This window comes from Streptomyces sp. MUSC 14 (assembly GCF_001866675.1).
In the GTDB taxonomy this organism is placed as follows: domain Bacteria; phylum Actinomycetota; class Actinomycetes; order Streptomycetales; family Streptomycetaceae; genus Streptomyces.
Genome location: NZ_MLYN01000038.1, coordinates 96,555 through 121,776, shown reverse-complemented (window position 1 = coordinate 121,776; position 25,222 = coordinate 96,555). Strand labels below are relative to the sequence as shown.

Sequence of the window (25,222 nt, the reverse complement as noted above, 5' to 3'; positions counted from 1 at the left end):
CATGAAACTTCTTTCTCCAGTTCCCGGCGCGGGGGCCGGGGGCGGGCCGGCGGGCTGGTCAGGCCGCGCGGTCGAGCAGATGACGGACCAGCGCGATCAGCGCGTGGCCGGAGGACTGGCGGTCGCGGGCGTCGCAGTAGACGACCGGGGTGTCCGGGAGCAGGTCGAGCGCCTCGCGGACCTCCGCCTCCGCGTAGACCCGGCCGGCCTCGAAGGTGTTGACCGCGATGGCGTACTCCAGCCCGTAGCTCTCGATGAGGTCGATGACGGGGAACGTCTCCTCCAGCCGGCCGGGGTCGACCAGCAGCAGGGCGCCGAGCGCACCGCGGGCCATGTCCTCCCACAGCTGCATGAACCGCTGCTGGCCCGGGGTGCCGAACAGGTACAGCACGAGTTCGTCGCTCAGCGTGAGCCGGCCGAAGTCGAGGGCCACGGTGGTGGTGGTCTTGCCGGTCACCCCGTGCAGGTCGTCCACGTGGAGCGACGCCTGCGTCATCTTCTCCTCGGTGCGCAGCGGGGTGATCTCCGACAGCGAGCCGATCAGGGTCGTCTTGCCCACGGCGAAGTGCCCGACCACCAGGATCTTCGCCGCGCTGGTCACCTCGCTGGAGACGTAGATGGAGCGGCCTGTGCTCCCGCCCGCCGTCTCAGCCGATGAGGGATTGGAGTCCATTCAGAACCTTTTCGAGGGTCGCTCTGTCTACGTTCTGGTGTCGGGGCGGGGCGGCGCGCAGCAGCAGGTGCCCCTGTGCCGATAAATCGGTCAGCAGCAACCGGACGACGCCGACGGGCAGTTCGAGGTGGCCGGCCACCTCGGCGACGGACAGGTATCCGCCCGAGACCAGCTCCCAGATCGCCCGGACCTCGGGGCCGGCCCCCAGCGGAAGGGTCCGCTCGGGAGCCAGGGTGACGAGGGTGTGCAGGGCCAGGTCCTCGGAGGTGGGCAGGCTCCGGCCGCCGGTGATGACATAGGAGCGGACGAAGTCGCTGGTGACTGCTTCCTCGCCGGGCGTCCTCATGAGCGGGCACCGCTCTCCGAGCGGGGCGCCACGCTCATCGCCTTGCTGAGTGCGTTCACCGTCTTCTGCATCCGGAACGACACCGCCTCCATGTCGACGTCCAGCGCAGCCGAGACCGCCAGGTAGGAGCCCTGGCCGGCGGCGCTGAGGAAGATCCAGCCGCCGTCGTACTCCAGCAGCGTCTGCTTCCAGATCCCGTGACCCGCCCCGACGAAGTGGGCGACGGCACGGCTGAGCGACTGCATGGAGCTCATCGCGGCCGCGTTGGTCTCCGCGTCGTCCCGGCTGATGTCGTCGGAGCGCTGCAGCAGCAGGCCGTCGCCCGAGACGAGGATGGCGTGGCGGGCCCCGCGCACCTCGAGCACGTCGTTCAGCACCCACGACAGGTCGGTGTTCACTGGTTCTGAGGTCCTTCCGTGGTGTTGTCCCGGCCGAGCAGCGTGCCGCGGGCGAACGCTCCGATCCGCGACGCCGTCACCTCGCTGGCGGGTACGGACGTGCCTTCCTGTGCGGGGTTCACGGCGTCGGGCACGGCCGCCACCGACACGGGGCCCTTGCGCCGCCGGCGCTTGGGCAGACCGCCCTGGGTGGTCCCCACCACGTGCGAGGGGCCCACGACCGGGACCGGGGCCAGCCGCTGCGGGGCGGGGGCCTCCTCGATGCCGGGCTCCTGGACGGGCTCGGGCTGCGGGACGTCGGGGGTCAGGAGGTCCTCCGGGACACGGATCACTGCGCGCACACCGCCGTAGGGCGAGACCGAGCCGACGGACACGGCGAAGCCGTAGCGGGCGGCGAGCATGCCGCAGACGGCGAAGCCGAACCGGGGCGGGTCGCCGAGCGCGGTGATGTCCACGGGGCGGTCGGGGGACAGAAGGGCGGCGGCGCGGTCCTTGGTCTCCTGGTCCATGCCGAGACCCGCGTCGTCGACGATGAAGCACACGCCGGTGGGCACGGCCTGGATGTTGACCTCGACCGGCGTACCGGGGGCGCTGTAGTTGGTCGCGTTGTCCAGCAGCTCGGCGAGGACCACGGCGACCGGTTCCACGGCCTTGTTCGCGATGGAGATGCTGACCTGGGAGTGGACGCCGACGCGGCTGAAGTCCTTGATGCGGCCCTGGGCGCTGCGGGCGACGTCGTAGACGCTGGCGGCGCTGTCGCGGCGGCCCAGCCAGCCGCCGCACAGCACCGAGATGCCCTTCGCGCGGCGGCCGAACTGGCTGCCGGTGTGATCGACGGACATCAGGTCGGCGAGTACGCCGGTGTCGTCGCCGTACTTCTTCAACAGCCCGTCCAGGAGGAGCTGTTGCTCCTCCGCGAGGGACTGCAGGGTGCCCATCGCGGACTTGAGCACGGCCTTGGTCGCCGACTCGGCGTCCGCGCGGACGTCGGCCAGGTCGTGGTCGTGCTGTGCGCTCAGCGTCGCGATGTGCGCGTGCAGCTGGCCGGCCTCGCCGCGGGCGGCGGTGAGGCCGGCTTCGAGGTCGTTCTTCTTTCTTCGGAGAGCCTGGTTGGTTCTCCTGGCCCGCAGTACTGCGATCACCGCAGCAGCGAGCACAACAATCAAGATCCACAGGAGTGGATCTTGGGTCAATGACGTCATGAGACTCTCTTCAAGTCGCGTCGCACGGGGGAGCAGGCCTCAGTCCTGCAGGCGGACCAACATCCACTCCTTAGCGACGGGGCCTTGCAGACTTCCCCCGTGCGCGTCATCACGACGCGCCGTCAGCCTACCGAAAAGTGGCATGATCGTATCAGTCACAAGGTGTCAACAAGCTTGCACCTGTTGCTGTTTAACTGGTCATCACCGAACGTCCACATGCCTCGATGGCGAAGATTTGTGACTCTCCGTCAATTCCCCCTGCGTACGGCCCCGGCGAGGATCCACCCCTCCACCGCCTCGTACTGGCGCCGCTGCTGCTCCGCCTTCGCCCGCCCGGAGGCCAGCGTGCCGAGCCAGCCGAACAGGAAGCCGGCCGGGATGGTGACGATGCCGGTCGTGGTGAACGGGAAGTAGACGAAGTCGGCGTGCGGGAACGCCGCGAGGGGCGAGCCGGAGACCAGCTTGGTGCCCGGCATGAGCAGCAGCACGCTCAGCGTGCCCCCGATCAGCGTGGCCAGCAGCCCGCCGCGGGTGTAGCGCCGCCAGAAGAGGCCGTAGACCAGGGCGGGCTCGAGGGCCGAGGCGCCCAGGCAGAAGGAGAGCGTCACCAGGGGCTGCAGGCTGTGGTGCTGCACCAGGGTGGCGAGCAGGATCGTCGGCACGCCGATCGCGAGTGCCGACACGCGTGCGAGGGCCATCTCGCGCCGGGGCGGCATCTCCCGCACGCGCGCGGCGAAGACGTCGTGGGCGAGGGAGTTGGCACAGGCGAGGATCATTCCGGCCACCGAGGCGAGCAGGGTGAGGAAGATCGCGGTGGTGACCAGGGTGAACAGGAAGGTCTCCGGCATCGACACGTCCGCCCCGAACGCCGCCCGGGAACCCAGCAGGTACGCCGTGTTGCCCTGCGGATCGGCCCCGGCGATCACGCCGTGGCCGAGCAGTGCGGTCGCGCCGACCCCGACCACCGTGATGACCAGCACGAACAGGGCGACGATCGACACCGCCCAGGACATCGAGCGGCGCACCTGGCGGGCGCTGGAGGCGGTGTACATGCGCATGGTGATGTGGGGCAGGCAGGCGCCGCCGAGCACGACGGTCAGCTCGGAGGCGATCATGTCGAGCCGGGAGCGGCCCGAGGTGCCGAACTCCAGCCCGGAGCGCAGGAAGGCGGGCCCGGCACCGCTGCGCCGGGCGGCGGCGGAGAACAGGGCGCCCGGGTCCCAGTCGAAGCGGCGCAGGATCAGTACGGCGACCACGGCGCCCGAACCGACCAGCGTCACGATCTTCAGGATCTGGATCAGTGCGGTGCCCTTCATGCCGCCGATCGCCGCGTACGCGATCATCAGAGCGCCCAGCGCCACGACGCACGCCGTCTTCAGCGACGCGTCCGAGAAGCCCAGGATGAACGCCATCAGCTGCCCCGCTCCGGCGAGCTGGACCAGCATGAGCGGCAGCAGCGCGGCGATGGTCACCACGCAGGCCGTGACGCGCACGCAGCGGCCGGGCAGCCGGCGGGCGAGCGCGTCGCCCATGGTGAACCGGCCCGCGTTGCGCAGCGGTTCGGCCAGCAGGAACATCAGCAGCATCAGCGACAGCGCCGTACTGAGGGCGAGCACGAGCCCGTCGTAGCCGCACAGGGCGATCACGCCGCCGGTGCCGAGGACCGTGGCCGCGGAGATGTAGTCGCCGGCGATGGCGAGGCCGTTGCGCAGCGGGGACAGCGAGCCGTAGCCCGTGTAGAACTCGTCGAGGTCGTCGTGGTCGGGGCCGGTCATCACGCACAGCAGCAGGGTCACCGTGGCGACGGCGGAGAAGGCGACCAGGGACATGGTCTGCGTCCGGCCGCTGAAAGAGGTCAGGCCCCACACGGCGGGGGAGACGGCGGCCGCGCTCATCGGACCGCTCCGCGCCGGGCGTCCAGCGCGGCCTCCGCGCGGATGCGGTCCGCGAGCGGATCGACGTGCACACGCGCGGTGTACTCGTACAGGGCGATCGCGAGCCAGGTGACGGGCAGTTGGAGCAGGGCGAGCAGCAGGCCGGCCGGGATGCCGTCGACGACCGGGCGGGTCATGACGCCGGGCGCGCCCGCGGACAGCACCAGGAACAGCGTGAAGTAGCCGAGCGCGGTGAGCGTGGCGGTGCGCCGCTGCCAGCGGTAGGCGCCGCGCAGGACGCGCAGATCGCGGTGGTGACCGACGGGTGTGCGGGGCGGGCGGTGGGGGACGTGCGCCGCTTCGGGGGGCGGCGGCTGCCAGGGGAAGGTGAGCGGGGCGGAGGGCTGCGGCTCGTACGGCGGGTGTGGGGGGTGCGACGGGTCGTGGGACATCCCGGGGCTCCTTGCGTGGCTCGGGTCCGTGGCGGCGGACCGCAGGGAGGTGGGGGGTGGGCGGAGCCCCGCACGCTACTCGCGGGTACCCGGGCCGCGCGGCGTTTTCGCCGAACTGGCCGGTCGGTATGCGCTTACTTCGCAAAAACGTTTCCGACCTGGGGTGTTACCGGCGTTAACCAAGCCGTGCCGGGCCGCAGCCCTCCGCCCCGCCCACCTCGCCGTGCCCCACCCGGCCGTGCCGGGCGCTGCCGCTCACTCGGTGCGCACCGGGAACCGCCGCGGCGCGAGGAACAGCAGGACCAGGAAGGCCAGGGCCGCCGCGCAGGCCGCGCCGAGGTACACCGCGTGCACCGCGTCCGCGATCGCCCGCCGGGTCGCGCCCGGGGCCGTACCGGCGTCCAACGCGCGCGTGACGGAGTCCAGATCGCCTGCACCGCCGAGCCGCGCGGCCAGCACCCCGTTGGCGACGGCGCCGAACAGCGAGGCGCCGAGGGTCTGTCCGGTCTGCCGGCAGAACAGCACGGACGCGGTCGTGGTGCCCCGCTCCGACCAGCCCACCGTCGACTGCACCCCGACGATCAGCGGCAGCTGGAACAGCCCCAGCGCGCCGCCCAGCAGCAGCATCAGCAGCGTCGGCTGCCACCAGGACCCCGGGTAGGGCAGGAACGGGAACGCGAACAGGATCAGCGTCGCCAGGCCGATGCCGAGCAGGGCGGTGTCGCGGAAGCCGATGCGCCGGTAGACGTGCTGGCTGAGCGCCGCCGACACCGGCCAGCTCAGCGTCCACACCGACAGCACGAACCCGGCCGCCACGGGCGCGAGTCCGAGCACCGACTGCGCGTACGTCGGCAGGAACACGCTCGGCGCCACCATCAGCAGCCCCAGCGCGCCGAGCGCCAGGTTGACCGCCGCGATCGTCCGGCGCCGCCACACCCACCCCGGGATGATCGGCTGCGCCGCCCGCCGCTCCACCCGCACCACCACCCCGGTCAGCGCGAGACCCGCCGCGAACAGCGCGAGCGAGGGCGCCGACAGCCACGGCCAGGCGACCCCGCCCTGCACCAGCGCGGTCAGCAGCACGCCGCCGGCCGCGAACACCGCGAGCGCCCCGGCCCAGTCCACGCGCGCGCGTGCCCGCCTCTCCGCGCCCCCGGCCCCTTCGGGAGTCTTCGGCAACTCCCGTGCGGGCTCGTGCAGATGACGGACGACCAGCCACAGCGCGGCCGCGCCGATCGGCAGGTTCACCAGGAAGATCCAGCGCCAGTCGGCGTACGCGGCGAGCAGTCCGCCGAGCCCCGGGCCGGCGACCGCCGACACCGCCCACACCGTGGACAGCTTCGACTGGATCTTCGGGCGCTCCTGGAGCGGATACAGATCGGCGGCCAGGGTCTGCACGGTGCCCTGCAACGCCCCGCCGCCCAGGCCCTGCACGACCCGGAACGCGATCAGCGCCGCCATGTTCCACGCCGCCGCGCACAGCAGCGAGCCCAGCAGGAACACGGCCGAGCCCACCACCAGCACCGGCTTGCGGCCGAAGGTGTCGGACAGCTTGCCGTAGACGGGCAGCGAGACGGTCACGGCGAGCAGATAGCCGGAGAACAGCCAGGAGAAGACGGAGAACCCGCCGAGGTCGCCGACGATCTGCGGTACGGCCGTGGAGACGATGGTGGAGTCGAGCGCCGCCAGCGCCATCGACAGCATCAGCGCGGCGACGACCGCCCCGCGCCGCCGTGTGCCGTGCCGCTCGCCGGTGCCGCCGCGTATCGCGGGCTGTGTACTCCCCACCGCTGACCCCTCCCCATGTGTCCCGGACCGCCGGACATCCCCGGATCCCCGGGGAACCTACCCCGTGCCCCTTGCAACCATCTGCACGCCGCGAGACCCCCGCGAGCCCGCGGACTTGACCCTGACGCAAGGGGAGGGTGGAGGCTCGGGGCGTCGAAGGGTGGAGACGACCCCGAGACGGTCTCCGCCGCAGGGCGGAGGACCCCTAAGGGTGTCTCCGTACCAGGGCTCGGGGAGGGTTCGTCCGGGCGGAGGAGGAGAGGGGCCGGGAGCGTTCCTTAACCTGGCTTTACGCCGCTGGGGGGCGGCTGACCGAACCGGCGGGGGTGGGGTTTACCCCCGGGAAAGACGGGGCTTCGCACCAGCGCGAGGCACCGCCGCCGACCGCGAGACTCATCGACGTACTCAGGACGACGCACCGCACCGCGGGGCACCCTGCACCGACCTGCCAACCGACATAGGAGACATACCGTGACATCGGCTGTGACCATTCCCAGGCACGGGGGTACTGGAGGGACTACGGCCGTTGCCGCGCGGGCGCGGCAGGTCGTGAAGGCGTACGGGTCCGGCGAGACCCGCGTCGTCGCCCTCGACCACGTCGACGTGGACATCGCCCGCGGCCAGTTCACCGCGATCATGGGCCCCTCCGGGTCCGGCAAGTCCACCCTGATGCACTGCCTTGCCGGCCTCGACACCGTCTCGTCCGGGCAGATCTACCTGGACGAGACCGAGATCACCGGCCTGAAGGACAAGAAGCTCACCCAGCTGCGGCGCGACCGGATCGGCTTCATCTTCCAGGCGTTCAACCTGCTGCCGACCCTGAACGCGCTGGAGAACATCACGCTGCCCATGGACATAGCCGGCCGCAAGCCGGACCGGGCCTGGCTGGACCGCGTCGTGGAGACCGTCGGGCTCGCCGGGCGGCTCAGGCACCGGCCGACCCAGCTCTCCGGCGGACAGCAGCAGCGCGTCGCCGTGGCCCGCGCGCTCGCCGCCCGCCCGGAGATCATCTTCGGGGACGAGCCGACCGGAAACCTCGACTCGCGCGCGGGTGCCGAGGTGCTCGGCTTCCTGCGCCGCTCCGTGGACGAACTCGGCCAGACCATCGTGATGGTCACCCACGACCCCGTGGCCGCCTCCTACGCGGACCGGGTGCTGTACCTCGCCGACGGCCGGATCGTCGACGAGATGTACCAGCCGACGGCCGATCAGGTCCTGGACCGGATGAAGGACTTCGACGCCCGGGGACGTACGTCATGACTGTCCTGAAGACCTCGATGCGCAACCTCTTCGCGCACAAGGGCCGGATGGCGCTCTCGGCGGTCGCGGTCCTGCTGTCGGTGGCGTTCGTGTGCGGCACCCTCGTCTTCACCGACACGATGAACACCACCTTCGACAAGCTGTTCCAGGCCACGGCCTCGGACGTGACGGTCAGCGCGAAGGGCTCCTCCGACACCGGCCAGACGACCTCCACCACCGGCAAGCCCCCGGTCCTGCCGGCCGCCGTGCTCGGCACGGTCCGCGGCGCCCAGGGCGTGCGGTCGGCCGAGGGCACGGTGTTCTCCACGTCGGTCACCGTGATCGACGCGAACAAGGACAAGCTGTCGCCGAGCAGCGGCGCCCCGACCATCGTGGGCAGCTGGAACGGCAACGACGCCCGCACCATGCAGATCACCGCCGGTACGGCACCCAGGGGCCCGGACCAGGTCATGGTCGACAAGGACACCGCCGACAAGCACCACCTGAGGATCGGCTCCGACATCGGCATGATCTCGGTCGTCGGCACGCACCACGCGCGCGTGTCCGGCATCGCCGCCTTCAAGGTCACCAACCCGGGCGCGGCCATCTTCTACCTGGACACGAAGACCGCCCAGCAGACCCTGGTCGGCCGGACCGGTGTCTACACGAACGTCAACGTCACCGCCGCCCAGGGCGTGACGAACGACCAGCTGAAGAAGAACGTCACGGCCGCCCTCGGCCACGGCTACAAGGTGCAGACCGCCAAGGAGGTCGCCGACGCCAACCAGAAGAGCGTCAAGAGCTTCCTGAACGTCATGAAGTACGCGATGCTCGGATTCGCCGGGATCGCCCTCCTCGTCGGCATCTTCCTCATCATCAACACCTTCTCGATGCTGGTCGCCCAGCGCACCCGCGAGATCGGCCTGATGCGCGCCATCGGCTCCTCCCGCAAGCAGGTCAACCGGTCCGTGCTGATCGAGGCCCTGCTGCTCGGGGTGATCGGCTCCGTGCTCGGCGTCGGCGCGGGCGTCGGCATCGCGGTCGGCCTGATGAAGCTCATGGGCCAGATGGGCATGCACCTGTCCACCGACGACCTGACCATCGCCTGGACGACTCCCACGGTCGGCCTGCTCCTCGGCGTCGTGGTCACCGTCCTCGCCGCCTACCTGCCCGCACGGCGGGCCGGCAAGATCTCCCCGATGGCCGCCCTGCGCGACGCCGGCACCCCGGCCGACGCCAAGGCCGGCGCGGTCCGCGCCGTGATCGGCCTGCTCCTCACCGGCGCCGGCGGCTACAGCCTGTACGTCGCCGCCACCGCCGACAAGGCCAAGGCCGGCTCCGGCTGGCTGGGCCTCGGTGTGGTGGCCACCCTGATCGGCTTCGTCGTCATCGGCCCGCTGCTCGCCGCCGGCCTGGTCCGGGTCCTCGGCGCGGTCATCCTGCGCGTCTTCGGCCCGGTGGGCCGCATGGCCGAGCGCAACGCGCTGCGCAACCCGCGCCGCACCGGCGCCACCGGCGCGGCCCTGATGATCGGCCTGGCCCTGGTGGCCTGTCTGTCGGTGGTCGGCTCCTCGATGGTGGCCTCGGCCACCGACCAGCTCGACAAGACCGTCGGCACGGACTTCATCGTCCAGCCGGACAACCAGCAGCTCATCACCCCCCAGGCGGTCAAGCTCATCAAGGCCACCCCGCAGCTCGCGCGGGTCACCGAGTACCGGCCGACCCTGGCCGACCTCACCACCCCGGACGGCCGGACGCTCAAGGACACGGACATCACGGCGGCCGACCCGACGTACGCGACCGACCTGCGCAAGAAGACCGTCGCCGGGGACCTCAAGGACGCCTACCTGCCCGGTTCGATGTCCGTCCACGACAAGTTCGCCAGGGCGCACGGCATCCACCTCGGCTCGAAGATCACCGTGGCGTTCAAGGACGGCTCCGCCGCCCGCCTGACGGTCCGCGCGATCACCAGCAGCGACGACGTGATCGACCAGGGCGCCATGTACACGTCGATCGCGACGCTCGCGCAGCACGTGCCCGCCGACCGGATGCCGCTCGACCAGATGGTCTTCGCCACCGCCAGGGACGGACAGCAGGCGGCCGCCTACAAGGCGATGAAGTCGGCCCTGCACGACGACTTCCCGCAGCTGACCGTGCGCGACCAGACCGACTACAAGAAGGCGTTGAAGGACCAGATCGGCCAGCTGCTCAACATGATCTACGGCCTCCTCGCCCTCGCGATCATCGTCGCCGTCCTGGGCGTGGTGAACACCCTGGCCCTGTCGGTGGTCGAGCGGACCCGGGAGATCGGCCTCATGCGGGCCATCGGACTCTCCCGCCGCCAGCTGCGCCGGATGATCCGCCTGGAGTCCGTGGTGATCGCCCTCTTCGGCGCCCTGCTCGGCCTCGGCCTGGGCATGGGCTGGGGCGCGACCGCCCAGAAGCTCCTGGCCCTCCAGGGCCTGAAGATCCTGGAGATCCCCTGGCCGACGATCATCACGGTCTTCGTCGCCTCGGCCTTCGTGGGCCTGTTCGCCGCCCTGGTCCCGGCGTTCCGCGCGGGCCGCATGAACGTCCTGAACGCCATCGCGACGGACTAGCGCCCGACCGTCGCCCACAGGGGCGGCCAGCTGCGCCGCAGCTGGTCCTACGACCACCGCATACGGGGGTTGCGGGGGAAAGACCCGGTGCCGGGGAGTTCTGCGGGACTCCCCGGCACCGGGTTGTCCACAGGCCCGACGGCGACGTCGGCAGCGTCGTACGCTGGGGGACGTTGCCCACCCCTCGGACGGAAAGCCCACATGAGCCTGCACGGTCTGCTCGACGCCCTCGTCAAGGACCCCGCCCTCGCGGAAGCGATCACGGCGGCCGCGGACGGCAACCGCATGCATGTCGACCTCGTCGGCCCCCCGGCCGCCCGCCCCTTCGCGGTCGCCGCCCTCGCCCGCGAGGCGGGCCGCCCGGTGCTGGCCGTCACGGCGACGGGCCGTGAGGCCGAGGACCTGGCCGCCGCCCTGCGCTCCCTGCTGCCCGAAGAGGGCGTCGTGGAGTACCCCTCCTGGGAGACCCTCCCGCACGAGCGGCTCAGCCCGCGCAGCGACACCGTCGGCCGCCGCCTCGCCGTCCTGCGGCGGCTGGCCCACCCCCGCCCCGACGACCCCGAGACCGGCCCGGTCTCCGTCGTCGTCGCGCCCGTGCGCTCCGTGCTCCAGCCGCAGGTCAAGGGCCTCGGCGAGCTGGAGCCCGTGTCCCTGCGGACCGGTCAGAGCGCCGACCTGAACGACATCGTGGCAGCCCTCGCCGCCGCTGCCTACGCGCGCGTGGAACTGGTCGAGAAGCGCGGCGAGTTCGCCGTGCGCGGCGGCATCCTGGACGTCTTCCCGCCCACCGAGGAACACCCCCTGCGGGTGGAGTTCTGGGGCGACGACATCGAGGAGATCCGCTACTTCAAGGTCGCCGACCAGCGCTCCCTCGAAGTCGCCGAGCACGGCGTGTGGGCCCCGCCGTGCCGCGAACTGCTCCTCACCGACGACGTCCGCGCACGCGCCCGTGCCCTCGCCGAGGAGCACCCGGAGCTGGGCGAGCTGCTGAACAGGATCGCCGAAGGCATCGCGGTCGAGGGCATGGAGTCCCTCGCGCCGGTCCTCGTGGACGACATGGAGCTGCTGCTCGACGTCCTCCCCAAGGGCTCCATGGCCGTCGTCTGCGACCCGGAGCGGGTCCGTACGCGCGCCGCCGACCTCGTGGCCACCAGCCAGGAGTTCCTGCAGGCCTCCTGGGCGGCCACCGCGGGCGGCGGCGAGGCCCCGATCGACGTCGGCGCGGCCTCCCTGTGGTCCATCGCAGACGTCCGCGACCGCGCGCGCGAGCTGGACATGATGTGGTGGTCGGTCTCGCCGTTCGCCGCCGACGAGGAGTCGGACGCGGACACCCTCAAGCTCGGCATGCACGCGCCCGAGACCTACCGCGGCGACACCGCGCGGGCCCTCGCCGACACCAAGGGCTGGCTGGCCGACGGCTGGCGCGCGGTGTTCGTCACCGAGGGCCACGGCCCGGCCTCCCGGACGGTGGAGGTCCTCGGCGGCGAGGGCATCGCCGCCCGCCTGGACACCGACCTCACCGAACCGACCCCGTCGATCGTGCACGTCTCCTGCGGCTCGATCGAGTACGGCTTCGTGGACCCGGGTCTCAAGCTCGCCGTGCTCACCGAGACCGACCTGTCCGGCCAGCGCACCGCCGGCCGCGAGGGCGCGCGGATGCCGGCCCGCCGCCGCAAGACGATCGACCCGCTGACCCTGGAGTCCGGCGACTACATCGTCCACGAACAGCACGGCGTCGGCCGCTACATCGAGATGGTGCAGCGCACCGTGCAGGGCGCCACGCGCGAGTACCTCGTCGTGGAGTACGCGCCCGCCAAGCGCGGCCAGCCCGGCGACCGGCTCTACATCCCGACCGACCAGCTGGAGCAGATCACCAAGTACGTCGGCGGCGAGGCGCCCACCCTGCACCGTCTGGGCGGCGCGGACTGGACCAAGACCAAGGCCCGCGCCAAGAAGGCCGTCAAGGAGATCGCCGCCGACCTGATCAAGCTCTACAGCGCGCGCATGGCCGCCCCCGGCCACTCCTTCGGCGCCGACACGCCCTGGCAGCGCGAGCTGGAGGACGCCTTTCCCTACGCCGAGACGCCGGACCAGCTCACCACCATCGCCGAGGTCAAGGAGGACATGGAGAAGACGGTCCCCATGGACCGCCTGATCTGCGGCGACGTGGGCTACGGCAAGACCGAGATCGCGGTGCGGGCCGCCTTCAAGGCCGTACAGGACGGCAAGCAGGTCGCCGTCCTCGTGCCGACGACCCTGCTGGTGCAGCAGCACTTCGGCACGTTCTCCGAGCGGTACGGCCAGTTCCCGGTCAGCGTGAAGGCCCTGTCCCGCTTCCAGACCGACACGGAGGCCAAGGCTGTCCTGGAGGGCCTGAAGGACGGCGCGGTGGACGTCGTCATCGGCACCCACCGCCTCTTCTCCTCCGAGACCCGGTTCAAGGACCTCGGCCTGGTCATCGTCGACGAGGAGCAGCGCTTCGGCGTCGAGCACAAGGAGCAGCTGAAGAAGCTCCGCGCCAACGTCGACGTGCTGACCATGTCGGCCACGCCCATCCCGCGCACCCTGGAGATGGCGGTCACCGGCATCCGCGAGATGTCCACGATCACCACCCCGCCCGAGGAGCGCCACCCGGTGCTCACCTTCGTCGGGCCGTACGAGGAGCGGCAGATCGGCGCCGCCATCCGCCGCGAACTGCTGCGCGAGGGCCAGGTCTTCTACATCCACAACCGCGTCGAGTCCATCGACAGGGCCGCGGCCCGGCTGCGTGAGATCGTCCCCGAGGCCCGTATCGCCACCGCGCACGGCCAGATGTCCGAGCAGGCGCTGGAGCAGGTCGTCGTCGACTTCTGGGAGAAGAAGTTCGACGTGCTCGTCTCGACCACGATCGTCGAGTCCGGCATCGACATCTCCAACGCCAACACCCTCATCGTGGAGCGCGGCGACACCTTCGGCCTCTCCCAGCTGCACCAGCTGCGCGGCCGCGTCGGCCGAGGCCGCGAGCGCGGGTACGCGTACTTCCTGTACCCGCCGGAGAAGCCGCTGACCGAGACCGCGCACGAACGCCTCGCCACCATCGCCCAGCACACCGAGATGGGCGCGGGCATGTACGTGGCGATGAAGGACCTGGAGATCCGCGGCGCGGGCAACCTCCTCGGCGGCGAGCAGTCCGGCCACATCGCGGGCGTCGGCTTCGACCTGTACGTCCGCATGGTCGGCGAGGCCGTCGCGGACTACCGGCGGCAGCTGGAGACAGGGGAGCCTTCGGCGGGAGGGGCGGAGGAGGCACCGCTCGAGGTCAAGATCGAGCTGCCCGTCGACGCGCACGTCCCGCACGACTACGCCCCCGGCGAGCGCCTGCGCCTGCAGGCCTACCGCGCCATCGCCTCCGTCAACAGCGAGGAGGACATCAAGGCCGTCCGCGAGGAACTCACCGACCGCTACGGCAAGCTGCCCGAACCGGTGGAGAACCTGCTGCTGGTGGCCGGGCTGCGGATGCTCGCGCGTGCGTGCGGTGTCGGCGAGATCGTGCTCCAGGGCAGCAACATCCGCTTCGCGCCCGTGGAGTTGCGCGAGTCCCAGGAACTGCGGCTCAAGCGCCTCTACCCGGGCACGGTCATCAAGCCGGCCGTGCACCAGGTGCTCGTCCCGCGCCCGAAGCCCGCGAAGATCGGCGGCAAGCCGCTGGTCGGCCGCGAACTGCTGGGCTGGGTCGGCGAGTTCCTCGCCTCGGTCCTCGGGTCGTAGCGGGCGGACCCCGAGGGCCGCGTCAAGGCCGGGCGTGCGGGGGTGCGGAGTGACCGGGCGCACGGGTGCCGCGGCCGTACTCCCCCGGGAGGCCCCCGTATGCCCCGACTCGTTCGCGAATTGCGTGGATACGCCCCTTTGGGCCCCATCTTCCCTTGCCTGCAGGGCGGTTACCGTAAGGGAAGGAACGATTCCGCCTGTGTCCGCGAGCGGGCCGGGCTGAGCGAGCGAGGGGGACGTACCGTGACGCGTCTGAGGGGCGGGGCGGTCGCGGCCGCCGCCGTGGTGGTGGTGACCGCCGTGGCCGGCTGCAACACGGACAGGACCAAGGGGGCCTCCGGGCCCGAGCGGTCCGGCGGCGGGGGCGCGGTCATGGCCGCCGTCGACTCACTGACCGTCAAAGGGCGTGCCCCGAAGACCGGTTACTCCCGCGCCCGGTTCGGCACGGCCTGGGCGGACACCGACTCCAACTCCTGCGACACCCGCGACGACATCCTCAAGCGGGACCTGAAGAGCGTGAAGACGACCGGCGGCAGCTGCAAGGTCACCTACGGCCTGCTCGAACCCGACCCCTACTCCGGCAAGGAGATCACCTACCGGCGCGGCGCCAGCCAGGTCGACATCGACCATGTCGTCCCGCTCTCCGACGCCTGGCAGAAGGGCGCCGGGTACTGGGACGCCGCCAAGCGCATCGCGCTGGCCAACGACCCCCTCAACCTCGTCGCGGTGGACGCGAGCACCAACCGCGGCAAGGGCGACGGCGACGCGGCCACCTGGCTGCCGCCGAACGGGGCGTACCGCTGCACCTATGTGGCCACCCAGGTCGCCGTGAAGAAGAAGTACGGCCTGTGGGTCACCGACGCCGAGAAAGCCGCCATGAAGAAGGTCCTGGCCGGCTGCCCGGGCCAGACACTCCCCTCCGGCGGCAACCCGACCAAGGCACCGGAGCGCTTCACGGCGAAGTGAGCCGGTCCCGGCGTACGCACGAGCGAGGGCGGCCGCACGAGCGAGGGCGGCGCCGTACGCCGGGCGGCGGGTAATCCGGTACCGGGCGGGGCGCGGTGCCGCCTACCGTGGCCGGCATGGATGTCAGGGTGAGCAGCATCGCCGACCGGCCCGACCGGCTCCGCGAGATGCTCGAGATGGCCGACACATGGCCCGAGTTCGTGACCAACGACCCCGTGGGCACCGCGCACTACGGCCGTATCGCCGCCGAGCTGCCGCAGCACGCGCTGTTCGCCGAGGACGAGCACGGCGAGATCCTCGCCCACGCCTTCAGCGTGCCCTTCGCCCTCGACGCCGAGGGCCGGGGTGCGCTGCCCGCGCGGGGCTGGGACCAGATCCTGCTGTGGGCCTTCGCAGACCTGCGCCGCGGCACCCGCCCGGACACGGTGAGCGCCGTCACCATCGCTCCCCGAGCCCAGGGCCACGGCCTGTCCGCCGTCATGCTCTCGGCGATGCGGGACAACGCCCGCGCCCACGGCTTCCACGAGGTCGTCGCCCCCGTCCGCCCGAGCGCAAAACACCTGGAACCGCACACCCCGATGACCGAGTACGCCTACCGGTTACGCCCCGACGGGCTGCCGGAGGACCCGTGGCTGCGCGTGCCCGCGCGCGTGGGCGGCACCATCGACTCCGTCGCCCCGGCCTCGATGACGGTCGGCGCCGCACTGGAGGAGTGGCGCCGCTGGACCGGGCTGCCGTTCGACACCACCGGGGACGTCGAGGTCCCCGGCGCGCTCGTCCCGGTCCGCTGCGAGGCGGAGCGCGGGTACGGCGTCTATGTCGAGCCCAACGTGTGGATGCGGCACGCGTTGTGAGGGTGCTGCCTCCCGCCCGACGAGTTCGAGCGGGCGCCGCGGCAACGGTTCGGTACACCCGGGACCGGCTGTCCGTGTCGGCCTATACGCTCGGACACAGCACACACGTCCGTACGTATCAGGTCTCCAGGAGCAGCCATGCACGGCCACGGCTACGCGCCGCCTCCGCCGCAGCCACCCTCGACCGGGGTGCTGGTCGTGTTGCGCGTGATCTTCGTGGTGGTGGCGCTCGGCAGCCTCGGATTCCTCGCGTGGGTGGCGCCGTTGCGCGCGGCGATCGTGTCCCGCAGGCCCGCCGAGTGGTGGTTCTTCGGCGGTTCCCTGGTGGTCCTCGGCATCTGCTTCGGCCTCTTCAGCACCGACCACACCGACGACTTCAGCTCGGCGAACGGCACCCTGGGCATGAGCATGCTCCTGCTGAACGCCGTCGCCTGCGCCGGTTACTACCTCTACGCGGACATACGCCACTTCCATGGACTCCGCCGGGCCTACGCCGGCCGGGTGCCCTCGGCGCCGGGCTACGGATACCCGCGGCCCGTGGGGCCGTACATCGCGACGACCGCCCCGGCCACCCCGAGCACGCCGCAACTCCCGTACGCCCCCGCCCCGATACCGCACACCCCTGCACCGCCCCAGCCGCACGTCCCGGCACCGCCCCGGCGCCCGGCGCCCAGCCACATCGAGCAGGTCCGCGCCGAACTGGACGAGCTGAGCGACTACCTGCGCAAGCACGACGGCCGGCACGACGGGCACGAGGGCGGAAGGTGAGCGTGGCGGCAGGACGAGTCGTCGCCGGCCGGTACGAACTGTCCACGCTCATCGGGCAGGGCGGCATGGGCCAGGTCTGGACGGCGTACGACCGGCGGCTCGACCGGCGCGTGGCGGTGAAGCTGCTGCGCCCCGACAAGGTGGCGGGCCAGGAGGCGGACGAACTGCGCCGCCGGTTCCTGCGCGAGTGCCGGGTGACCGCGCAGGTCGACCACCCCGGCCTGGTCACCGTGCACGACGCGGGCAGCGAGGGCGAGGAGCTGTTCCTCGTCATGCAGTACGTCGACGGCGCCGACCTGTCCGACCACCTCGCCGAGCGTGACCCGTACCCGTGGCCGTGGGCGGTCGCGGTGGCCGCGCAACTGTGCGCCGTGCTGAGCGCCGTGCACGCCGTGCCGATCGTCCACCGCGACCTCAAGCCGCGCAACGTGATGGTGAAGCAGGACGGCACGGTCACCGTGCTCGACCTGGGCGTGGCCTCGGTCATGGACACCGACACCACCCGCCTGACCCACACCGGCTCCCCGATCGGCTCGCCCGCCTACATGGCGCCGGAGCAGGCGATGGGCGGTGCGGTGGGCCCGTACACCGATCTGTACGCGCTCGGGGTGCTGATGCACGAACTGCTCAGCGGGGACGTGCCGTTCGCGGGCTCCACGGCGCTCGGCGTGCTGCACCGGCATCTGTACGAGCCCCCGCAGCCGGTGCGCCGGATCCGCCCCGAGGTCCCCGAGGCGCTGGAGGCGCTCGTCCTGCGGCTGCTCGCCAAGGACCCCCAGCACCGGCCGGGCTCCGCGCAGGAGGTGTACGAGGACCTGGAGTCGCTCCTGCCCGCGCGGGGGACGCCCACCGGGGCGCCCCTGGACCCCACACGCCCTTTCCTGCGCCCGCACGCCCCATGGCCGGACCGCGCGCGGACGCCCGCGCCCCAGCCCGCCCCCGTCGCGCCGCCGCCCCCGGTGGACGGGAAGCCCGACGTCGCCGCGGCCGTGGACGAGGTCAAGCGGCTGCTGGGGGAGGGGCGCATCACCCAGGCCGTGGACATCCTGGGCGCGATCCTGCCCGCGGCCGCCGCACAACACGGCGAGCACTCCCCGGTCGTGCGCTCCCTGCGCAAGCAGTACGCGGCCACGCTCATGGACGACGGCCAGTACCGGCGCGCGCTGCCCGAACTGCGCCGTCTGGCCGCCGAGCGCGCCACCGAGGCCGGCCACGCCGACCCGCAGTCGCTGCGCTACCGCTACGAGTCCGCGCAGTGCCTGGAACAGCTCGGCGAACCGGCCGCGGCGCTCGCCGAGTACCGCGCGCTGCTGCCGTACTACGAGAACCAGTACGTCTCCGGCGACCCCCAGCTCGCGCACGAGGTGCGCCGGCGCATCGGCCATCTCCTGCTCGCGCTCGGCGACCGGCCCTCCGCCCACGACACGCTCGCGCGCCTGCTGATGGACGTGGAGCGGCTGCACGGCCCCGGCCACCCGACGGCCCTGGAGATCCGGCGCACCCTGCAATGGCTGGGCCAGGTGCGCGGCTAGCGGGGGCAGTTGATACCTTGCGCTTCGCTCCGCCGACCGAGCAGGGGCGACACACGCAAGGGGTGGGGATTCATGGCCGGTCACCGGCAGTCGAAGAAGCGCAGATACATCACGTGGGCGGCGGTCGGAGCCGCCGTGGTCGCCGGGGCCGGGATCGCCGCGCAGACCTCCATGGCCGCGACCGCCTGGCCGGCGCAGAAGACCTTCACCGGGCGCGCGTTCGACACGTGCACCGCGCCCTCGCAGTCCGCGATGAAGGCCTGGCACACCGGCTTCTACGGTGCCGCCGCCGTCTACGTGGGCGGCAGGAACCGCGGCTGCGCCCAGCCCAACCTCACCGCCTCCTGGGTGAAGTCGGTCAACTCCCTGGGCTGGAAGCTCATCCCGCTCTACGTCGGCGCCCAGCCGCCCTGCCAGTCCGGCTCCAGCCCGGAGAAGCTGACCGCGTCGACGGCCGCCTCCCTGGGCACACAGGACGCCGCCGACGCCGTCGCCAAGGCCTCCGCGCTCGGCATGAAGGCGGGCAGCCCGGTCTACCTCGACATGGAGGCGTACGACACCACGAACACCTCGTGCGACAACGCCGTGCTGACGTACGTGCGCGCCTTCGACAAGGGGCTGCGCGCCAAGACGTACCGCAGCGGCTCCTACGGCTTCACCAGCTCCAGCGCCAAGGCGATCGCGACGGCCAAGGACAAGACGGACCTGCCGGGCAACCTCTGGTACGCGCTGTGGGACAAGCAGAACACGACGACCGCGGACTGGCCGTGGGGGACGAGCCAGTTCACCGGTCACAGCCGCGGCCATCAGTACATGGTGAACAGCAAGGAGGCGCACGGCGGCGTCACGCTCACCGTCGACCGGGACGCGTGGGACGCGCCCGTGGCCATCGTCGGCTGAGCCCTGCGGCACAAGGGGCGCGTGCGGCGGTGCCCGAAGCGCGCGTGAATCGTTGGTCCCATGGGTTGGCCCCGGCCCTCCCACTGCCTACCATCGATCACCGCAAGACTTTGTGCTCCGTCGCACAATCTCCCCTTGGAGGTTTCCTTGCACCGCCGCCGTCGCACCGCGCTCGTCCTCACCGCCGCGATCGCCGCCGCGGCACCCCTGCTGACCGCCTGCGGAAGCGATGCGCACCCGGGCGCCGCGGCCGTCGTCGGCGGACAGCGGATCACCGTCTCCCAGCTGGAGAACCGGGTCGACGAGGTCCGCAGGGCACAGCGGGCCGCGGTGCCGGACGAGGCGCAGTACCAGCAGGTCCTCGCCTCCACCAGCAGCCTCACCCGCGACACCCTGCACAACATGGTCCTCGACCAGGTGCTGCACCGCGCCGCGCAGGACCAGGGCATCTCGGTGACCCGCCACGAGGTCGAGCAGATGCGTGCGAACCTGGAGCAGCAGGCGGGCGGCGCGACGGCGCTGGAGACGGCCTGGCTCCAGAAGTACGGCATCGCCCCGGCCCGCCTCGACGACAACCTCCGGCTCCAGCTGGAGGCGCAGCAGCTGGCCAAGCAGCTCGGCACCGACACCAGCCAGCCGGCCTTCTGGAAGGCACTGTCCAAGGCGTCCCAGGAACTGCGCATCGACGTCAATCCGCGCTACGGCGCCTGGGACGTGCAGAAGAGCAGCCGGGTGGACGCCAGGACACCCTGGGTGCGGGAGGTCACGACGAGCGCCGGGGGCGGAGAGCCGGTGACGGCCTAGGAGGGGCGTGCGGCCCTGCCGTCCACGCAACACGTCAGCGTGTCGGTCATACGATCGCATGACTCTCCCCAGCCTGTGGATAACCGAATCCGCTCGTCGGCGCCGTGGGTTACGTTCGGATCGTGAACGCATCCAGCTCCGACCTCGCCCCCACGGCCGGCCCCGGCCGCATCGTCCTGCTCACCACCAGTCACCGCGTCGCTCCCGGCCTGCTGTCCTGGCCCGCCTGGCAGGCCCTGCGCGCGGCCGACACCGTGCTGTGCGCGGACGGCGCGCATCCGCAGCTGCCCTATCTGCGCGAGGCCGGGATAGCGGTGGCGCAGGCGTCCCCCGCCGCGCAGGAGCTGGTCGACGCGTGCGCCGGCGGGCGGACGGTGGTGGTCGTGGCCACCGGCGAGGGCGAGCCCGCCCTCACCGACGGCCTGGCCCGGCTGGCCGGCTCCGGCCGCGTCACCATGCCGGAGCTGGAGCTGCTGCCCGCCTCCTACGACCTGCCCGGCGCCCGCCTGCTGGACCTCGTACAGGTCATGGACCGGATCCGCATGGAATGCCCCTGGTCCTCCCGGCAGACCCACGAGGGCCTCGCCAAGTACGGCATCGAGGAGGCGTACGAACTGGTCGAGGCGATCGAGGCCGGCGACCGCGAGGAGCTGCGCGAGGAGCTGGGCGACGTCCTCCTCCAGGTCGTCTTCCACTCCCGGATCGCCGAGGAGCACCCGGACGCGCCGTTCTCCGTCGACGACGTGGCCGGCGGCATCGTCGCCAAGCTCGTCCACCGCCACCCGCACGTCTTCGGCGACGAGAAGGCCGAGACCCCGGAGGACGTCAAGGAGCACTGGCTGCGCACCAAGGCCGAGGAGAAGCGGCGCACCTCGGTCACGGAGGGCGTCCCGCTCGGCCAGCCCGGCCTGGCCCTCGCCGCCAAGCTCGCCTCCCGCGCCCGTGCGGCGGCCCTGGACGTCCCCCTCCCGCGCGGCGAGGGCGTCGGCTACGAACTGCTGGCCCTGGCGGTCCGCGCCGAGGCGGCCGGCGTCGACCCGGAGGCGGCCCTGCGCGCGGCGGCGCGGGCGTACCGGGACGCGATACGCCAGGCGGAAGGCACGGCACCGGAGCAGGGGTGACGGGCGGGCCCGGATACCGTCGAGGGGTGACCGACCAGCACCACCCCTCGACCGCCCCCGGCGCCCCCGGCAGTCCCGGCACCCCGGCCGGCTCCGCCGCGACCCGCGCCCCGGGATCCGCTCCCGAGCTGTTCTCCTGGGAGTTCGCCACCGATCCGTACCCGGCGTACGCCTGGCTGCGGGAGCACGCCCCCGTGCACCGGACGCGGTTGCCCAGCGGGGTGGAGGCATGGCTGGTCACGCGGTACGCCGATGCCCGGCAGGCCCTCGCCGACCAGCGATTGAGCAAGAACCCGGCACATCACGACGAGCCCGCGCACGCCAGGGGCAAGACCGGAATCCCCGGCGAGCGCAAGGCCGAGCTGATGACACATCTGCTGAACATCGACCCGCCGGACCACACCCGGCTGCGCCGGCTGGTCAGCAAGGCGTTCACGCCCCGCCGTGTCGCCGAGTTCGCGCACCGGGTGCAGGAGCTGACCGACCACCTCATCGACCGGTTCGCGGAAAGGGGGTCGGCCGACCTCATCCACGAGTTCGCCTTCCCCCTGCCCATCTACGCCATCTGCGACATGCTCGGCGTCCCGCGCGAGGACCAGGACGACTTCCGGGACTGGGCGGGCATGATGATCCGGCACGGCGGCGGGCCGAGGGGCGGGGTCGCGCGTTCCGTCAAGAAGATGCGCGGCTACCTCGCCGAGCTGATCCACAAGAAGCGCGAGGCGCTGCCCGTCGAGCCCGTGCCCGGCGAGGACCTGATCTCCGGCCTCATCCGCGCCTCCGACCACGGCGAGCACCTCACCGAGAACGAGGCCGCCGCCATGGCCTTCATCCTCCTGTTCGCCGGTTTCGAGACCACGGTGAACCTGATCGGCAACGGCACCTACGCCCTGCTCACCCACCCCGAGCAGCGCCGGCGCCTCCAGGACTCCCTGGCGCGCGGGGAGCGGAGCCTGCTGGAGACCGGTATCGAGGAACTGCTGCGCTACGACGGCCCGGTGGAGCTGGCCACCTGGCGGTTCGCCACCGAGCCGCTCGTCATCGGCGGGCAGGACATCGCGCCCGGCGACCCGGTGCTCGTGGTGCTCGCGGCGGCCGACCGGGATCCGGAGCGGTTCGCCGAGCCGGATGTGCTGGACCTCTCCCGCCGGGACAACCAGCACCTCGGCTACGGCCACGGCATCCACTACTGCCTCGGTGCCCCGCTCGCCCGCCTGGAGGGCCAGAGCGCGCTCGCCACGCTGTTCACCCGGCTGCCCGACCTGCGGCTCGCCGCCGATCCGGCCGAGCTGCGCTGGCGCGGCGGGCTGATCATGCGGGGGCTGCGCACCCTGCCGGTGGAGTTCACCCCGGCCCCCGAGGGCGGGGGAACCGCGGCTGTCGCAGAAGCGTCGTAGGGGTGGGCGAAACCGGCGTAACGGCCTTGTAGAGAACGAAACATGACCGGGGTTCAACTCTGTGATCTTCACGTGATCTGCGCGGCACTAACTTGTGACAAGTGATCGAGTGCCGATACGTTCACCCATCAGCGTGGCGACCGGCACCGGCCGCCGCCGCGCCGGTCCTGCTGTCGCACGAAAGGCTTCCGCATGCTCACCGGGAACGGTCGTCACCGTCGCCCCCGTCAGGCTCCGGCCCTCCTCGTCGCGGCCGGCGTGACCGGCTCCGCCATCGCCCTCCCGCTGCTCGGTGCCGCGAGCGCCCACGCGGCCGACGGCACCACCTGGGACAAGGTCGCCGAGTGCGAGAGCGGCGGCTCCTGGAGCCAGAACAGCGGTAACGGGTACTACGGCGGTCTCCAGATATCGCAGGACGACTGGGACAAGTACGGCGGCGCGCAGTACGCCGACAGCGCCGACCAGGCCAGCCGCAACCAGCAGATCGCCGTCGCCGAGAAGATCCTCGCCGCCCAGGGCACCAAGCCGTGGACCATGTGCGCGCTGACCGCCGGGCTGACGTCCGACTCGGGTTCGGTCGACGTCGACACGGGTGTCGGTAGCTCCGGGAACTCCGGCAACGGCAAGGGCTCGGGTGATGACTCCGGATCGACGGACAATTCCGACTCGTCCGGCCTGTCGGACTCGTCCGGGGCCGATTCGGGCTCCGGGGACGGGTCGGGCTCCCGCTCCGGCTCCGACGCGGGCGCTTCCTCGGACGCCGGTGCCACGCCCGGGCCGAGCGCGAGCGATGGGAACGGCAGGGGGGCGGGTGCGTCGCACGGCTCCAAGGGGGCGGACGGCCATAAGTCCGACAAGGGTGACAAGGGCGGCAAGGCTGGTGCATCCGGTTCCGGCGGTTCGACCGGTTCCTCCGGCGGCGGGGGCGCGCAGGGCGAGGACAGCTCTCCGAGTGCCACCCCTGGAACCGACGAGTCGGACGATTACGGACAGGGTGCCGGTTCCTGGAGCCTGGTCGACACGGGGGCGCTCAGCAGTGGCGGGCGTCACCGCGGCGGAAGCGCGGACGAAAGCGTGACAAACGGTCAGGATGCCGCGTCCCCGGGTCGCCATGCGGGCCGTGAGACGGACACCTACACGGTCCGCGAGGGTGACACGCTCGCCTCCATCGCCGACTCCCTTGGCGTCGACGGCGGATGGCGTGCGCTCTACGACGGCAACAAGAAGGTGGTAGGGGCCGACCCGAACCAGATCACTGCCGGTCAGACCCTGGAAGTTGGTCACGAAACGGACGCGGAGTAGGGCGAGTTGGCGCCCCGCTTGATCGCTAATGTCCGTTTTGGCGAAAGTGTGGGATGAGTCTCAGAAGCCCTGATCGTCTTTGAAATTCCGTCGATCGCCTGTCTACGGTCAGGACCGCTCGTCACCACGAGCCCCGGCTGCCGCAACGCCGAATCCTGCCAGCGGCCGTCCGGGAACAGTCGTCGCGTCAAGCGCCGTAGGCAGGAGCGGGGGACCCAAGGTAGGTGCTGGGACCGGCAGTTGATGCCGGAACCGGCTTGGGGTGGAGCCGCAGGCCCGCGAAAGCGGGCGTGCGGCCGGGCAACTCAACCGGCCCGAACCCGACAGCTCACCTCGCAGGCGTCGGTGAGGGGATCGATCCATGCTGTTTTCCGGCAAGGGCAAGCACCGCCGTCCGTCCAAGACCGTCCGCGTCGTCGCGCTGGCCGGTGTCACCGGTGCCGCCGTCGCCGCTCCGCTGATGGCGGCCGGCAATGCCTCCGCCGCCACCGCCTCCGAGTGGGACGCGGTCGCCCAGTGCGAGTCGGGTGGCAACTGGTCCATCAACACCGGCAACGGCTTCTACGGCGGTCTCCAGTTCTCCGCCTCCACCTGGGCCGCGTACGGCGGCAGCGCCTACGCCTCGACCGCCAACCAGGCCACCAAGGCGCAGCAGATCGCCGTCGCCGAGAAGGTCCTCGCCTCGCAGGGCAAGGGCGCCTGGCCGGTCTGCGGCACGGGCCTGTCCTCCGCCGCGTACAACGGCTCCGCCCCGAGCACCGGCGCCGGCTCCACCGGCAGCAGCTCCTCCGCCGGCAGCAGCTCGTCGAGCAGCACCGCCACCCGCTCCGCCGACCAGCAGGCCGCCACCCGCTCCGCCGAGCGCACGGCCCCGAAGGCGAGCAAGACCGTCACCACCCCGACCGGCAAGAAGGTCAAGAAGGGCGACGGCGAGTACAAGGTCGTCACGGGTGACACCCTCAGCGCCATCGCCGCGAAGCACCACGTCGCCGGCGGCTGGCAGAAGCTGTTCGAGCTGAACAAGGACATCGTCGAGGACGCGAACCTCATCTACCCCGGTCAGCAGCTGCACCTGAAGTGACATCCGGCTCCGGCCGGACGCACAGCGCCCTCACATCCCCACCCCCCACACCGAGGACCCCGTGAGGGTCACCCCCGTCCCCACGGGCTCCCCGTCCCGGCGCGTGTTCCCCCGTACGCGCCGGGACGGGGCTTTCTGTTTCCCCACACTTCAGCCGGGTCTCATCGGCAGCCCCTTT

The 25,222-nt window shown here is 71.7% G+C and carries 20 protein-coding genes and 1 riboswitch; of the genes, 13 read left to right on the top strand and 7 right to left on the bottom strand.

Annotation, left to right across the window (positions count from 1 at the left end):
* Nucleotides 1-58: 58 nt before the first annotated feature.
* From BIV25_RS25160 to BIV25_RS25130, 7 genes are all read right to left on the bottom strand, one after another.
* A complete protein-coding gene (locus BIV25_RS25160; protein ID WP_071374682.1) occupies nt 59-673 on the bottom strand; it encodes an ATP/GTP-binding protein in 615 nt (204 codons plus the stop codon).
* Nucleotides 648-1,019: a DUF742 domain-containing protein gene (locus BIV25_RS25155; RefSeq protein WP_071374681.1), complete on the bottom strand. Its 372-nt coding sequence runs from the start codon at nt 1,017-1,019 to the stop codon at nt 648-650. Before BIV25_RS25155 ends, BIV25_RS25160 begins: the two co-directional genes overlap by 26 nt.
* The gene (locus BIV25_RS25150; RefSeq protein WP_071374680.1) at nt 1,016-1,417 is read right to left on the bottom strand and encodes a roadblock/LC7 domain-containing protein; all 402 of its coding nucleotides are present in this window, start codon (nt 1,415-1,417) and stop codon (nt 1,016-1,018) included. The genes BIV25_RS25155 and BIV25_RS25150 overlap by 4 nt, the downstream gene beginning before the upstream one ends.
* Nucleotides 1,414-2,619, bottom strand: a complete 1,206-nt coding sequence (locus tag BIV25_RS25145; protein WP_177235406.1) for an ATP-binding protein — start codon at nt 2,617-2,619, stop codon at nt 1,414-1,416. The genes BIV25_RS25150 and BIV25_RS25145 overlap by 4 nt, the downstream gene beginning before the upstream one ends.
* A 248-nt stretch (nt 2,620-2,867) precedes the next feature.
* Nucleotides 2,868-4,514 (bottom strand): cation acetate symporter, encoded by a 1,647-nt coding sequence (locus tag BIV25_RS25140; protein WP_371273065.1) that lies wholly within the window; start codon nt 4,512-4,514, stop codon nt 2,868-2,870.
* The gene (locus tag BIV25_RS25135) at nt 4,511-4,945 is read right to left on the bottom strand and encodes a DUF485 domain-containing protein (protein ID WP_071374678.1); all 435 of its coding nucleotides are present in this window, start codon (nt 4,943-4,945) and stop codon (nt 4,511-4,513) included. Before BIV25_RS25135 ends, BIV25_RS25140 begins: the two co-directional genes overlap by 4 nt.
* A 255-nt stretch (nt 4,946-5,200) precedes the next feature.
* A complete protein-coding gene (locus BIV25_RS25130) occupies nt 5,201-6,733 on the bottom strand; it encodes an MFS transporter (protein ID WP_071374677.1) in 1,533 nt (510 codons plus the stop codon).
* Between the two features lie 471 nt (nt 6,734-7,204).
* On the opposite strand from BIV25_RS25130, the gene BIV25_RS25125 reads away from it, so the two are divergent.
* The 13 genes from BIV25_RS25125 to BIV25_RS25065 all read left to right on the top strand — a co-directional run bounded on the left by BIV25_RS25125 (nt 7,205) and on the right by BIV25_RS25065 (nt 25,044).
* Nucleotides 7,205-7,993, top strand: coding sequence for an ABC transporter ATP-binding protein (locus BIV25_RS25125; RefSeq protein WP_071374676.1), 789 nt, complete (start codon nt 7,205-7,207; stop codon nt 7,991-7,993).
* Complete coding sequence (locus tag BIV25_RS25120) at nt 7,990-10,572, top strand: ABC transporter permease (RefSeq protein WP_071374675.1); 2,583 nt, start codon at nt 7,990-7,992, stop codon at nt 10,570-10,572. The genes BIV25_RS25125 and BIV25_RS25120 overlap by 4 nt, the downstream gene beginning before the upstream one ends.
* Before the next feature lie 201 nt (nt 10,573-10,773).
* On the top strand, nt 10,774-14,319 hold the full coding sequence (gene mfd / locus BIV25_RS25115) for a transcription-repair coupling factor (protein ID WP_071374674.1): 3,546 nt from the start codon (nt 10,774-10,776) through the stop codon (nt 14,317-14,319).
* Nucleotides 14,320-14,562: 243 nt separating this feature from the next.
* Nucleotides 14,563-15,285, top strand: a complete 723-nt coding sequence (locus BIV25_RS25110) for an HNH endonuclease family protein (RefSeq protein WP_071374673.1) — start codon at nt 14,563-14,565, stop codon at nt 15,283-15,285.
* Between the two features lie 116 nt (nt 15,286-15,401).
* A complete protein-coding gene (locus tag BIV25_RS25105) occupies nt 15,402-16,139 on the top strand; it encodes an N-acetyltransferase (RefSeq protein WP_071374754.1) in 738 nt (245 codons plus the stop codon).
* Nucleotides 16,140-16,277: 138 nt separating this feature from the next.
* The gene (locus tag BIV25_RS25100; protein WP_071374672.1) at nt 16,278-16,907 is read left to right on the top strand and encodes a hypothetical protein; all 630 of its coding nucleotides are present in this window, start codon (nt 16,278-16,280) and stop codon (nt 16,905-16,907) included.
* A gap of 38 nt (nt 16,908-16,945) precedes the next feature.
* A complete protein-coding gene (locus BIV25_RS25095) occupies nt 16,946-18,439 on the top strand; it encodes a serine/threonine-protein kinase (protein WP_256256057.1) in 1,494 nt (497 codons plus the stop codon).
* Between the two features lie 72 nt (nt 18,440-18,511).
* Nucleotides 18,512-19,339, top strand: coding sequence for a glycoside hydrolase domain-containing protein (locus BIV25_RS25090; protein WP_071374670.1), 828 nt, complete (start codon nt 18,512-18,514; stop codon nt 19,337-19,339).
* A 147-nt stretch (nt 19,340-19,486) separates the two neighbouring features.
* On the top strand, nt 19,487-20,143 hold the full coding sequence (locus BIV25_RS25085; RefSeq protein ID WP_071374669.1) for a SurA N-terminal domain-containing protein: 657 nt from the start codon (nt 19,487-19,489) through the stop codon (nt 20,141-20,143).
* 122 nt (nt 20,144-20,265) lie between these two features.
* On the top strand, nt 20,266-21,264 hold the full coding sequence (locus BIV25_RS25080) for a nucleoside triphosphate pyrophosphohydrolase (RefSeq protein WP_071374753.1): 999 nt from the start codon (nt 20,266-20,268) through the stop codon (nt 21,262-21,264).
* A 26-nt stretch (nt 21,265-21,290) separates the two neighbouring features.
* Nucleotides 21,291-22,661 (top strand): cytochrome P450, encoded by a 1,371-nt coding sequence (locus BIV25_RS25075; protein WP_371273064.1) that lies wholly within the window; start codon nt 21,291-21,293, stop codon nt 22,659-22,661.
* Nucleotides 22,662-22,853: 192 nt separating this feature from the next.
* Nucleotides 22,854-23,963: a transglycosylase family protein gene (locus tag BIV25_RS25070; protein WP_071374668.1), complete on the top strand. Its 1,110-nt coding sequence runs from the start codon at nt 22,854-22,856 to the stop codon at nt 23,961-23,963.
* Between the two features lie 182 nt (nt 23,964-24,145).
* Nucleotides 24,146-24,320, top strand: a riboswitch (cyclic di-AMP (ydaO/yuaA leader).
* A 4-nt stretch (nt 24,321-24,324) separates the two neighbouring features.
* On the top strand, nt 24,325-25,044 hold the full coding sequence (locus BIV25_RS25065; protein ID WP_071374667.1) for a transglycosylase family protein: 720 nt from the start codon (nt 24,325-24,327) through the stop codon (nt 25,042-25,044).
* Nucleotides 25,045-25,222: the final 178 nt, after the last annotated feature.

Coding starts and splice junctions, on each gene's coding strand:
- BIV25_RS25160 (WP_071374682.1), bottom strand. CDS start 673: ATGGACTCCAATCCCTCATCGGCTGAGACGGCGGGCGGGAGCACAGGC.
- BIV25_RS25155 (WP_071374681.1), bottom strand. CDS start 1,019: ATGAGGACGCCCGGCGAGGAAGCAGTCACCAGCGACTTCGTCCGCTCC.
- BIV25_RS25145 (WP_177235406.1), bottom strand. CDS start 2,619: ATGACGTCATTGACCCAAGATCCACTCCTGTGGATCTTGATTGTTGTG.
- BIV25_RS25140 (WP_371273065.1), bottom strand. CDS start 4,514: ATGAGCGCGGCCGCCGTCTCCCCCGCCGTGTGGGGCCTGACCTCTTTC.
- BIV25_RS25135 (WP_071374678.1), bottom strand. CDS start 4,945: ATGTCCCACGACCCGTCGCACCCCCCACACCCGCCGTACGAGCCGCAG.
- BIV25_RS25120 (WP_071374675.1), top strand. CDS start 7,990: ATGACTGTCCTGAAGACCTCGATGCGCAACCTCTTCGCGCACAAGGGC.
- mfd (WP_071374674.1), top strand. CDS start 10,774: ATGAGCCTGCACGGTCTGCTCGACGCCCTCGTCAAGGACCCCGCCCTC.
- BIV25_RS25105 (WP_071374754.1), top strand. CDS start 15,402: ATGGATGTCAGGGTGAGCAGCATCGCCGACCGGCCCGACCGGCTCCGC.
- BIV25_RS25100 (WP_071374672.1), top strand. CDS start 16,278: ATGCACGGCCACGGCTACGCGCCGCCTCCGCCGCAGCCACCCTCGACC.
- BIV25_RS25090 (WP_071374670.1), top strand. CDS start 18,512: ATGGCCGGTCACCGGCAGTCGAAGAAGCGCAGATACATCACGTGGGCG.
- BIV25_RS25070 (WP_071374668.1), top strand. CDS start 22,854: ATGCTCACCGGGAACGGTCGTCACCGTCGCCCCCGTCAGGCTCCGGCC.
- BIV25_RS25065 (WP_071374667.1), top strand. CDS start 24,325: ATGCTGTTTTCCGGCAAGGGCAAGCACCGCCGTCCGTCCAAGACCGTC.